Source organism: Streptomyces sp. NPDC058401, from assembly GCF_042722885.1.
GTDB lineage: Bacteria > Actinomycetota > Actinomycetes > Streptomycetales > Streptomycetaceae > Streptomyces.
Map to the genome: position 1 here is coordinate 1 of NZ_JBHXKA010000195.1, position 10,985 is coordinate 10,985.

A 10,985-nucleotide genomic window follows, 5' to 3' on the forward strand; every position below is an offset into this window, starting at 1 on the left:
CCGTACGGGCGTCCTGCCCTACCTGCCCGCCCTGGCGGCGGGGCCCGGCCCCGCCCCCGGTGCGGCCGCCGGTGCGGCCGCCCCCGGTAGCCCCCCCCCCCCCCCCGACCGTGCCCCCGCCCGTTTCCGCGTACCGCACCCGTGCCGGGCGGGCAGCGCCCGGCAGCTGGGCGGTACGTCAGCCGGTCAGACCCCGGCCAGGGCCGCGCGGCCCGCGAGCAGGACACGGGTCTGCTCGGTGACGCGGGCGCCGAGGTGCTCGGCGGTGGCGATGTCGGCCTTGTGGACGAACTCGGGGCCCTGGTCACCGTTGGACTGGGCGGCCGCGCCGTCGAAGAAGCCGAGGCGGTTGATGTCGTTCTCGGAACCGGTGCTGGAGTTCCAGCCCGGCTTCAGGCCCAGGTTGACCCAGCTCATGCCGTGCTGCGAGGCCAGGGTCTGGAAGTAGTCGAGGGTGTTGCCCTTGTCTCCGGACTTGGAGCCGGAGTTGGTGAAGCCCGCGGCGACCTTGTCCTGCCAGCCGGCCGCGAACCAGATCTTCGAGGTGGCCTCGGCGAAGACGTGGAAGGCGCCGGAGGCGGTGCCCATGTAGGTCGGGGCGCCGAAGACGATCGCGTCGGACGCGGTCAGGAGCTCCCACTGCGCGTCGTCGATCTCGTCGACCTTGATCAGGTGCACGGTCGCACCGGCGTCGATGGCACCGGCCTTGACGGCCTCGGCGATCACGGCGGTGTGGCCGTAGCCGGAGTGGTAGGCGATCGAGACGACGGGGGTGTACGTGATTCCGGACAAGACGGTCTCCCTCGGAAAACACCGTGGGGTACACGGCGTTGTGCGGCTGTGCGGCGTGGTGGAACGACACCGAGGTAACCACTAACTTTTCGAAAGCGCAACCTGGATGGCTGGCGCTGCGCAGTAGTAGGCTGAAACCATGCAGACTCCAGGGTGTGGCGAAGCCGAGGGCAACGGCGTGCCCGAACAGGCCTCCGAAGCTTTTGACGTGTTCGCTCGCGCGTGCCCGTCCCGCGAGACGCTGGAGCACGTCACGGGCCGCTGGGGCAGTCTCACGGTCGGTGCCCTGTCGAAGGGGCCGTGCCGGTTCAACGAGCTGCGCCGGCGCGTGGACGGTATCAGCGAGAAGATGCTCTCCCAGACCCTGCACGCGCTGGAGCGCGACGGCATCGTCAACCGGGAGGCGCAGCCGACGAACCCGCCGCGCGTCGACTACGAGCTGACCCCGTTCGGCGCGGCGGTCGCGGAGCGCGTGGACGCGCTCATCGGGCTGCTGGAGGGCAGCATGCCCTCGGTGCTTTCTTCCAGGTCCGCCTACGACGCCACGCGCGAAGGCCGCTGGCAGCGCGGGCAGAAGTAGCTCGACCGGTTCATCCAGGGGCGGCGCCGCATCGGAGTGCCGCAGCGCCGGCAGGGCTCGTCCTCGCGCCCGTAGGCGTCGAGCGAACGGTCGAAGTAGCCGGACTCGCCGTTGACGTTGACGTAGAGGCTGTCGAAGCTGGTGCCGCCGACGGCGAGGGCCTCGTTCATGACGTCCCGGACGTGGCCGAGGAGTTCCGTGCTCCGGGGGCGCGTGAGCGTGGAGGTGGGGCGCTCGTAGTGCAGCTTGGCACGCCAGAGCGATTCGTCCGCGTAGATGTTGCCGACCCCGCTGATCAGCGACTGGTCGAGCAGCGCCCGCTTCACGGTGGTGCGCTTGGTGCGCAGCGCCAGGTGGTAGGCCGCCTCGTCGAACAGGGGGTCCAGGGGGTCCCGCGCGATGTGCGCGATGACGTCGGGCAGCCCGTCCTCGCTGCCGGGGACGCAGGAGTGCAGCGACAGCCCGCCGAAGGTCCGCTGGTCGACGAAGCGCAGCTCCGTCCCGGCGTCGTCCCCGAAGCGCACCCGGATGCGCAGGTGCTTCTCGTCGGGGGCTCCCTCGGGCTGCACGAGGAGCTGCCCGCTCATGCCGAGGTGCCCGAGCACGGAGTGCTCCTGCTCCTCCAGCGGCAGCCACAGGTACTTGCCGCGCCGCCTCGGCACCCCGAAGGTCCGTCCCGTGAGCCGCGCCGCGAAATCGGCGCCGCCGCCCTCGTGCCGGCGTACGGCGCGCGGGTGCAGGACCTCGACGGCCTCCACGGTCCGCCCGGCCACCCAGCGCTCCAGCCCGCGCCGCACCACTTCGACCTCGGGCAGCTCGGGCACGGTGTTCCTCCGGGGATTCGGGTCGGGCTCTCTCCCGCGAGCGTACCGACTTGCCCTGCGGGGCTCCTCCCCCACCCGTCCTTTCCCGGGACCGGCAGCCGTTTCCCGAGGCCCGCGCCCGGAAACGGGTCCGCCCCGCCGCCTGCCGGAGCAGGTGACGGGGCGGGGATGTTCCCGGAAGAACGGGTCAGGCGTCCGGCGCCGGGTCGGCGGGAGTCGGCGTCCCGTCGTTCCCGGCCGGAGCAGCCGCACCCGCGGCGGTTCCGGCGATGCGCTCGTCCGCCGCGGTACGGATACCGCGCCACGCGGACTCGGCAGCCTGCTGTTCCGCTTCCTTCTTGCTGCGCCCGACACCGGTGCCATAAGAGTTCCCACCGACGCGCGCGGCGGCGGTGAAGGTCTTCTCGTGGTCCGGGCCGGTCTCGGTGACCAGGTATTCGGGCACCCCGAGACCTTCGGCGGCCGTGAGCTCCTGGAGACTGGTCTTCCAGTCCAGGCCGGCACCGAGGTTCGAGGACCTGTCGATGAGCGGGTCGAAGAGCCGGTGAACCAGCTCCGAGGCCGCGTCGAGACCCTGGTCGAGGTAGACCGCGCCGATCACCGCTTCAAGCGTGTCGGCGAGGATGGAGGCCTTGTCCCGGCCGCCCGTGCCCTCTTCGCCCCGGCCGAGCCGGATGAAGGAGCCGAGCTCGAGCCCGCGGCTGACTTCGGCAAGTGCGCGCGAGTTGACTACCGCGGCCCGCAGTTTGGCCAGTTGGCCTTCCGGCAGGTCGGGGTGGGTCGTGTACAGCGTGTCCGTGACCACCAGGCCCAGCACGGAGTCCCCGAGGAACTCCAGGCGTTCGTTGGTGGGCAGACCGCCGTTCTCGTACGCGTACGAGCGGTGGGTCAGCGCACGCACCAGAAGGGCGGACTCGAGTCGATACCCGAGCCGCCCTTCCAGAAGCACGTGGGACGAGGCCGCGTTCTTACTGTCTGCCTGCTTCTCAGCGTTGGACAGCTCAGACATTGCGCCTCTCACCAGCCGCTCAGACCTCGAGGACCTGGCGCTTGTTGTAGGTGCCGCAGCTCGGGCACGCAATGTGCTGGAGCTTCGGCTCCTGGCAACGCTCGCACGAAACCAGGGTGGGGACCGCAGCCTTCCACTGCGACCGGCGGTGGCGCGTGTTGCTGCGCGACATCTTCCGCTTCGGAACAGCCACGGCTACTTCTCCTGCTTCTCGGCGGCGCCCTGAACTCCGTCGGAGGCAGTGCCGCTCATATTGTCCTTCTCGACGCCCTGATCGGTGACGAGTCCCTGCAATGCCGCCCAACGGATGTCGACGGCGTCATGATGGTGGTCCGGGTCGTCGTTCAGGCTGAGCCCGCAATCGGGGCACAGTCCGAGACAATCCTCCCGGCACACCGGCTGCAGCGGCAGTGCGAGCACTACCACGTCGCGCAGCACGGATTCGAGGTCGAACAAGCCGTCCTCGAGAAAGAGCGTGTCCTCGTCGTCCTCGGCGTCGTCGGCCGGCTCCGCCTTGGAGCGGATCCGGTCGTCGGCGTCAGGGTACGAGAACATCTCCTGGAACTCCGCCTTGAGCTCGCGCTCGACGGCCTCCAGACACCTTACGCATTCCCCGGTCGCCCAGCCACGGACGGTGCCTGTGACAAGCACCCCTTCCATGACCGACTCCAGGCGGAGCTTGAGGTTCAGCTTGTTGCCCTGGGGCACTCCGATGACTCCGGCGAGACCGAGGTCCGCCGGCGCCGCGATTTCACGGGACAGCCGCAGCATGGCACCAGGACGCCGACCCAGCTCGTGCGTGTCGAACACGAGAGGGTTGCGGTGGTCGAGGTGGGTGTTCAGGGCTGTTCCCGCTTTCACAAAATCACTGGAGACTGCTGAAGATCAAGATTTCCGCCACTCGGGGGCAGCATGGATCGCGGTGCATACGCGCGACCGAAGAGCCAGGATACCCGCCGCTTCGCTCTGCGCCCAATCCAGGTCCGCGGCGAGGTCAGCGGCCCTGTTCGTACTGGCGCAGCTGGTCCAGATCGATCATGCCCGTGTCGAAGAAACTGGTCTCGTCGAGCGCCGCCTGCTGGTCCTGTACCGGCTGGGACTGCTGCTGGTAGCCGCCGTAGGGGTCGGGCTGCTGCTGCTCGTACGAGACCGCGTACGGGTCGGGCTGCTGGACCTGCTGGTAGGTGCCGTACGGGTCCTGGTAGGCGTACGCGTCCTGCTGGACGGGCTGCTGGTAGGCGTAGGCGTCGTACGAGGGCTGCGGCTCCGGCTGGGCCTGCGCGGGGATCAGCGGGGCCTGCGGCTCGGCCAGCCCCGCCAGGAAGTCCGCGTCGCTCGAAGAGCGCGACTGCTGGTGGCCCGCCGCGTCCTGGGCGGCCATGTGCGCGCCGAGGTCGTCGGTGGCCACGCGGCCGAGGAGCTTCTGGCGGCCCCGACCGACGGCCTCCAGGGTCTTGGAGAGCACCGCTTCGAAGGTCGCCAGCTTGGTGTCCACGTACGCGTCCGCCTGCTGCCGCTGCGTCTCGGGGTCGTGGCTGCGCTCGGGCGCCTCGGCGTCGGGGTAGCCCTGCTCGTCGAGCCCGGAGCCCCGGCCCAGCAGCTTCTCGCGGCCCCGGTCCACCGAGCCGATGGTCTTGGTGAGCACGACCTCGAAGTTCGCGAGCTTGCTGTCGACGTAGTCGTCGGCCTCGGCCTTGACCTCGTCCGCCTCGCGGCGGGCCTCCGCCAGGATCCGGTCCGCCTCGTCCTGGGAGCGCCGTGCGACCTCGGTGTCGGAGATCAGCGAACCGCGCTGGGCGTGCGCCGACTCGATGATCCGGTCGGCCTCGCGGCGGGCCTCCTCGACCATCTGCTCCCGGCCGCCGATGAGCTCCTGGGCTTGTGCGAGCGAGCCCGGCAGGGCGCCCCGGACCTCTTCGAGCTGGGCGAGCAGCTCGGCGCGGTTGATCACGCACGAGGCCGACATGGGCATGGACCGGGCGCTGCCGATGGCCGCGACGATCTCGTCGAGCTTCTTCTGCACGTCCATGGGTGCTCGCACTCTCTCGGCCCCGGGCGGTTCCCGAGACGGACGGGACGACTGTAAGGCCACCGGCCCGGGAGCGGACAACGGCCTGCACCGGCCTGCACCGGCGGGTAGCGGGCTCCGGCAACCGCGGTCAGCGCCGGGGCAGCCGCTCCAGCAGCGCGGCGTGCACGTGTGCGGGCAGCAGGTGGGCGACGTCGCCGCCCCAGGCCGCCACTTCCTTGACCAGGGAGGAGGACAGGAAGCTGTAGGTGGGGTTGGTCGGGACGAAGAGGGTCTCGACGCCCGAGAGGCCCATGTTCATCTGGGCCATCTGCAGCTCGTAGTCGAAGTCGCTGACGGCGCGCAGGCCCTTGACGATGGCCGGGATCTCCCGCTGCTTGCAGAAGTCGACGAGGAGCCCGTGGAAGGACTCGACCACGATGTTGCCGTAGCCGGCGGTCGCCTCGCGGATCAGCTCGATCCGCTCCTCGACGGTGAAGAGTCCCTGCTTGGACTGGTTGATCATCACGGCGACGTGGACCACGTCGTAGAGCCGGGAGGCCCGGCCGATGATGTCGAGGTGTCCGTTGGTGATGGGGTCGAACGACCCCGGACAGACGGCGCGGCGCAACTGCATTCCCTCGTTCCCGGGTGCGGGCTTCATGAGTCTTCGCTGATGGAGGCGGCGCGACCGTACCAAAGGGTGCCCTCGCCGTACTTCCTGGAGCGCAGCGGCTCGAAGCCGTCCGGCCACGGGAAGGCCCCGCTGCGGGTCCTGCGCTCCACGGTGACGAGCGCGTCGTCGGTGAGCCAGCCATTGGACCGGAGTGTGAGGAGGATCTCGCACAGGTCGGCGTGCTCCACCTCGTACGGCGGGTCCAGGAAGACCACGTCGTACGGGTCCCCGTGCGCGGCGCCGGCCGCGATCTGCTCGGCCCTGCCGGACCGGAATTCGGCGCCGGGCAGGCCGACCGACTTGATGTTGTCCTTGATGGCCTTGGCGGCCTTGGCGTCGGGCTCGACCAGCAGCGCGTGGCCCGCGCCGCGGGAGAGCGCCTCCAGGCCGACGGCGCCGGAACCGGCGTAGAGGTCCAGGACGCGGGCCCCCTCGACTCCGTGCAGCGACTCCAACGTGGAGAAGAGACCTTCGCGCATCCGGTCCGAGGTGGGGCGGGTGCCGGTGCCGGGCGGTACGGCGAGGCGTCGCCCGCCGGCGCTTCCGGCGATCACGCGGGTCATCTGGGGTCCTTCGGTGAGCGGGCGGAGGATGGTGCAGGCCTCCAACGATAGGTCGTGCCCGTCACCCCTTCTCCAGGTACTGCTCCCGCTCGGTGTCCAGCAGGGCGTCCAGGGCGGTCCGCAGGCCGGGCAGCTGCGTGAGCTCGGGGTCGGCGGCGACCACGCGGGTGGCCTCCTCGCGGGCCTGGGTGATGACCTCCTCGTCCTCGATCACCGCGAGCATCCGCAAGCTGGAGCGGACCCCGGACTGGGCCTGGCCGAGCACATCGCCCTCGCGGCGCTGCTCCAGGTCGATGCGGGAGAGCTCGAAGCCGTCCAGGGTGGCGGCGACGGCCGCGAGCCGGGCGCGGGCGGGGCTGGCCTCGTGCATCTCGCTGACCAGCAGGCACAGTCCGGGGGCGGAGCCCCGGCCGACGCGGCCGCGGAGCTGGTGGAGCTGGGAGACGCCGAAGCGGTCGGCATCCATGATGACCATGACGGTGGAGTTCGGGACGTTCACGCCGACCTCGATGACGGTGGTGGCGACCAGCACCTTGACCTCGCCCGCGGTGAAGCGGCGCATCACGTCGTCCTTGTCGGCGGGGTCCATCCGCCCGTGCAGCACCTCGACGGAGAGTCCGGCGAGGGGGCCCCGGGTGAGCTGCTCGGCGATCTCCAGGACCGCGAGCGGGGGCCGCCGGTCGCCGTCCTCCTCGGCCGCCTTCTTCTTGGCGGCGGCGCCCTTCCCGCCCTTGGCGCCCTTGGCGTTCTCGTCCTCGCCGTCGCCGATGCGCGGGCAGACCACGTACGCCTGGTGGCCGTTCTCGACTTCCTCGCGGACCCGCTCCCAGGTCCGGGCCAGGAAGTGCGGCTTGTCCTTGGCGGGCACCACGTGGGTGGCGATCGGGGAGCGGCCGGCGGGGAGCTGGTCGAGTACGGAGGTCTCCAGATCGCCGAAGACGGTCATGGCGACCGTGCGCGGGATCGGGGTGGCGGTCATGACGAGCAGGTGCGGGGGCTGCTTGCCCTTGGAGCGCAGTGCGTCGCGCTGTTCCACGCCGAAGCGGTGCTGTTCGTCGACGACGACCAGGCCGAGGTCGTGGAACTGGACCTTGTCCTCGATGAGCGCGTGCGTGCCGATCACGAGCCCGGCCTCGCCGGTGATCAGGTCGAGCAGCGCCTGGCGCCGCGCGGGCATCCCCATCGAGCCGGTGAGCAGGACCACTTTGGTGCCCCGGTCGGAGCCGCCGAGCATGCCGCCCTCGGCGAGCTCGCCCATCATCTCGGTGATGGACCGGTGGTGCTGCTGCGCGAGCACCTCGGTGGGGGCGAGCATGGCGGCCTGCCCGCCGGAGTCGACGACGGCGAGCATGGCCCGCAGCGCGACCATCGTCTTGCCGCTTCCGACCTCTCCCTGGAGGAGGCGGTGCATCGGGTGGTCGGTGGCGAGGTCGTCGAAGATCTCCTTCGAGACGCCTCGCTGGCCTTCGGTGAGGGTGAAGGGGAGCTTGGCGTCGAAGGATTCGAGGAGGCCGCCGGGGGTGGGGCGGCGGGGTACGGCCGGGAGCTGGGAGTCGGCGTGCCGGCGGCGGGCCAGGGCGACCTGGAGGACGAAGGCCTCGTCCCACTTGAGGCGTCCGCGGGCGTCCTCGATGTCGGCCTTGGTGACCGGGCGGTGGATCTTCAGCAGGGCTTCGGTGAGCGGGACCAGGCCGCGGTCCTCGCGCAGGGCGGGCGGCAGCGGGTCGACGACCTCCTGGGCCGTCGGGAGCACCGCGTCCACGCACTTGGCGATCTTCCAGGACTCCAGCTTCGCGCAGGCCGGGTAGATCGGGATGAGCTGGCTCGCGAAGGCGGCGGCCGCGTCCCGGTCGGAGGCGTCCGCGCCGAGGGGCTCGTAGGCCGGGTGGGCGAGCTGGAGCTTGTGGTTGAACATCCCGACCTTGCCCGCGAACATCGCGCGGCTGCCGGGCAGCAGTTCCTTGTGCGGTTTGTGGACGCCGGATCCGAAGAAGACGAGCTGGAGCCGTCCGCTGCCGTCGGTGATCGTGACTTCGAGGCGCTTTCCGCCGCCCCGGCTGCCCTGGTACGTGAGCAGCCGCGCGTCGGCGACCTGGGCGACCACCGTGACGTGTTCGTCGATCTGGTCGGCGAGTTCGGCCAGCGAGGTCAGCTCTCCGCGCTCCGCGTACCGCCGGGGGTAGTGGTGGAGCAGGTCCAGGGCCGTGTGCAGGCCGAGCTGCTCGGCCAGCACCTTCGCGGTGGCGGGGCCGAGTGTCTTCTTGAGGTCTTCGTCGAGCGCGGGCACGTGTTCCATTGCACACCATGGCTCCGACAACCGGGCTATTCCACCCCGATGAGCAGCGGTGCGGACCAGCGGCCGCCCTGATAGGTGACGGTGTCGACGGCGAGGTGGCCGTGCTGGACGTACGCCTCCAGGCGTCCGGCCAGTTCGTCGGGGGCCTCGGGGCCCAGGACGAGGGTGACCAGTTCGCCGCCGGATCCGAGCATGCGGGCCAGGACGGCCTCGGCGGTCTCGGCCAGGCCCGTGCCGATGACGGCCACGTCGCCGTCGATGAGCCCGAGCACGTCGCCGGCCTGGCAGATGCCGGCCGAGGTGAAGGACTGCCGTTCGGCGACGGCGAGTTCGCCGTAGCGGGTGGCTCCGGCGGCCGCCGTCATGGCGACCACGTCCTCGTCGAAGCTGCCGTCCGGGTCGTGCACGGCGAGCGCGGCCAGGCCCTGGACCTCGGAGCGGGTGGGGATCACGGCGACCCGTACCCCTTCGGTGCGGGCCTGCTGGGCGGCGGCCGCCGCGACCGTGCGCAGTTCGGCGCCGTTCGGGAGCAGGACGACCTCGCGGGCGTGCGCCTCGCGGATGGCGTCGGCCAGTTCGGCGACGGCCGGGGGTTCTCCGGGGCGGGCGAGCAGGGTGGTGGCGCCCGCCTCCCCGCAGAGGCCGGCCAGGCCCTCGCCCTGGACCACGGCGACGACGGCGCGCTGGGAGCGCTCACCGCGGGCCCGGCGGCGTTCGTCGCCGAAGTGCGTGATGCGGATCCGGTAGGGCCGCCCGGCGACCACCGCGGCCTCCACGGCGGCGCCGGGGTCGTCGACGTGGACGTGGACGTTCCACAGCCCGTCGCCGCCGACGACCACGAGGGAGTCCCCGAGGGCGTCGAGCCGGGTGCGCAGCCGGTCGACCTCCGCCTCGGGGGCCTCCAGCAGGTAGATCACCTCGTAGGCGGGTCCGCCGTGTTCCTCGGCGCAGGGCTCCTGCGGCCGCGGTACGGGAACGGCCCGGCCGCGTACCGGTTCGGGCGCCGGCTCCCGTCCGGACAGGGCCTGCCACAGGGCTCCGAGCACGGCGACCAGTCCGCAGCCCCCGGCGTCGACCACTCCGGCCCGCCCGAGCGCGGCCAGCTGGCCCGGGGTTTCGGCGAGGGCCGCGCGGGCTCCGTCGTAGGCGGCGCCGGCCACGTCGGCGGCGTTCCCGGTGGGTCCGGCGGCGGCCTCGGCGGCCCGGGCGGCGGCGGTGGCGACGGTGAGCATGGTGCCCTCCACCGGGTGCGCGACGGCCCGGTAGGCCTCTTCGGCGGCCCGGGTCAGCGCCTGCGCGAGCAGTCGCGCGGGATCGCGTCCGGCGGGCTCGTCGCCGAGTACGTCGGCCACCCCGCGCAGCAGCTGCGCGAGGATCGTGCCGGAGTTGCCCCGGGCGCCTATCAGGGCGCCGTGCGCGAAGGCCCGTACGGCTTCGGGGAGGGTGGCGGCGGCTGTGCCGTCCGTCACTCCGGCGAGGAGGTCCCCGAGCTCGCGGTCGGCCGATTCGGCGGTCAGGTAGAGGTTGGTGCCGGTGTCCGCGTCGGCGACGGGATAGACGTTGATCGCGTCGATGTCCTCGCGGGCCCGGCCCAGTGCGGCCAGGGACAGCGAGCTCCAGGTGCGTACCGCTTCGGCGTTCAGGGGGTACGGCTGAGGCTGGTGCGCCACCGGGCGTTCCTCCTTGTGCGGGCCAGGGTTCACCGCAGGGTAACGAAGGACTGCCGGGCGGGCGGGACCCCGGGGCGGGGGCGGCCGGGGACATGGTAGTTTTCTTGGACCGAGGCAGTCGTTGTATGCTGCTCCGGTTGCCCGATGAGAGTCGGGCCATTCCCCCCGGCAAACCACTTCAGATCCCTGATACCGGTGCGCCGGGATTCACTGTAAGTGCATCTGAAGTCTTTGGAGTGACCTGTGGCTGCCAACTGCGACGTTTGCGCCAAGGGGCCGAGCTTCGGCAACAGCATTTCCCACTCGCACCGCCGCACCTCGCGTCGCTGGAACCCGAACATCCAGCGTGTCCGTGCCGTGGTCAATGGGACGCCGAAGCGCCTCAACGCCTGCACCTCGTGCATCAAGGCCGGTAAGGTCTCGCGCTGACGCCTTCCGTCGTAGCGCAGCCCTTTCCGGTTGCTGAGAAGGCCGGTCCACCTGGTGGACCGGCCTCTTGCTTTGCCTGATCGATCATGATCAAACCTGTAGGGCCTGCTCCCCCGAGGACAAGGTACGGGTGGGGCA

At 71.2% G+C, this 10,985-nt stretch carries 12 protein-coding genes; 2 read left to right on the forward strand and 10 right to left on the reverse strand.

Features of this window, described 5'->3' with window-relative positions; translation table 11 throughout:
* Positions 1–186: 186 nt before the first annotated feature.
* Positions 187–792: a flavodoxin family protein gene (locus ACFWNV_RS37285; protein ID WP_383955998.1), complete on the reverse strand. Its 606-nt coding sequence runs from the start codon at positions 790–792 to the stop codon at positions 187–189.
* Positions 793–931: 139 nt separating this feature from the next.
* Here ACFWNV_RS37285 and ACFWNV_RS37290 point away from each other — a divergent pair, with 139 nt between their 5' ends.
* Complete coding sequence (locus tag ACFWNV_RS37290) at positions 932–1,372, forward strand: winged helix-turn-helix transcriptional regulator (protein ID WP_383956001.1); 441 nt, start codon at positions 932–934, stop codon at positions 1,370–1,372.
* Here the strand turns inward: ACFWNV_RS37290 and mutM are convergent.
* From mutM to ACFWNV_RS37335, 9 genes are all read right to left on the reverse strand, one after another.
* Positions 1,327–2,196, reverse strand: a complete 870-nt coding sequence (gene mutM, locus ACFWNV_RS37295; RefSeq protein ID WP_383956003.1) for a bifunctional DNA-formamidopyrimidine glycosylase/DNA-(apurinic or apyrimidinic site) lyase — start codon at positions 2,194–2,196, stop codon at positions 1,327–1,329. The two genes, ACFWNV_RS37290 and mutM, sit on opposite strands and share 46 nt — an antisense overlap.
* Positions 2,197–2,383: 187 nt before the next feature.
* Complete coding sequence (gene rnc, locus ACFWNV_RS37300) at positions 2,384–3,205, reverse strand: ribonuclease III (RefSeq protein ID WP_383956006.1); 822 nt, start codon at positions 3,203–3,205, stop codon at positions 2,384–2,386.
* Between the two features lie 19 nt (positions 3,206–3,224).
* Positions 3,225–3,398, reverse strand: coding sequence for a 50S ribosomal protein L32 (gene rpmF / locus ACFWNV_RS37305; protein ID WP_003965982.1), 174 nt, complete (start codon positions 3,396–3,398; stop codon positions 3,225–3,227).
* Between the two features lie 2 nt (positions 3,399–3,400).
* Positions 3,401–4,066 carry a YceD family protein gene (locus ACFWNV_RS37310; protein ID WP_327304344.1) on the reverse strand — a complete coding sequence of 222 codons (666 nt, stop codon included), beginning with the start codon at positions 4,064–4,066 and terminating at the stop codon, positions 3,401–3,403.
* Between the two features lie 133 nt (positions 4,067–4,199).
* A complete protein-coding gene (locus ACFWNV_RS37315) occupies positions 4,200–5,234 on the reverse strand; it encodes a cell division initiation protein (protein ID WP_383956009.1) in 1,035 nt (344 codons plus the stop codon).
* Positions 5,235–5,364: 130 nt separating this feature from the next.
* Complete coding sequence (gene coaD / locus ACFWNV_RS37320; RefSeq protein WP_243337845.1) at positions 5,365–5,844, reverse strand: pantetheine-phosphate adenylyltransferase; 480 nt, start codon at positions 5,842–5,844, stop codon at positions 5,365–5,367.
* 29 nt (positions 5,845–5,873) lie between these two features.
* A complete protein-coding gene (rsmD, locus tag ACFWNV_RS37325; protein WP_383956019.1) occupies positions 5,874–6,482 on the reverse strand; it encodes a 16S rRNA (guanine(966)-N(2))-methyltransferase RsmD in 609 nt (202 codons plus the stop codon).
* A gap of 31 nt (positions 6,483–6,513) precedes the next feature.
* On the reverse strand, positions 6,514–8,748 hold the full coding sequence (recG, locus tag ACFWNV_RS37330; protein ID WP_383956012.1) for an ATP-dependent DNA helicase RecG: 2,235 nt from the start codon (positions 8,746–8,748) through the stop codon (positions 6,514–6,516).
* Between the two features lie 26 nt (positions 8,749–8,774).
* Positions 8,775–10,418 carry a DAK2 domain-containing protein gene (locus tag ACFWNV_RS37335; protein WP_383956015.1) on the reverse strand — a complete coding sequence of 548 codons (1,644 nt, stop codon included), beginning with the start codon at positions 10,416–10,418 and terminating at the stop codon, positions 8,775–8,777.
* Between the two features lie 243 nt (positions 10,419–10,661).
* Here ACFWNV_RS37335 and rpmB point away from each other — a divergent pair, with 243 nt between their 5' ends.
* Positions 10,662–10,847, forward strand: a complete 186-nt coding sequence (rpmB, locus tag ACFWNV_RS37340; RefSeq protein WP_073911113.1) for a 50S ribosomal protein L28 — start codon at positions 10,662–10,664, stop codon at positions 10,845–10,847.
* Positions 10,848–10,985 lie beyond the last annotated feature (138 nt).

What these genes read in the sequence shown, in the direction of transcription:
- recG (WP_383956012.1), bottom strand. Translation starts at nt 8,748, where the DNA reads ATGGAACACGTGCCCGCGCTCGACGAAGACCTCAAGAAGACACTCGGC.
- ACFWNV_RS37290 (WP_383956001.1), top strand. Translation starts at nt 932, where the DNA reads ATGCAGACTCCAGGGTGTGGCGAAGCCGAGGGCAACGGCGTGCCCGAA.
- ACFWNV_RS37315 (WP_383956009.1), bottom strand. Translation starts at nt 5,234, where the DNA reads ATGGACGTGCAGAAGAAGCTCGACGAGATCGTCGCGGCCATCGGCAGC.
- rnc (WP_383956006.1), bottom strand. Translation starts at nt 3,205, where the DNA reads ATGTCTGAGCTGTCCAACGCTGAGAAGCAGGCAGACAGTAAGAACGCG.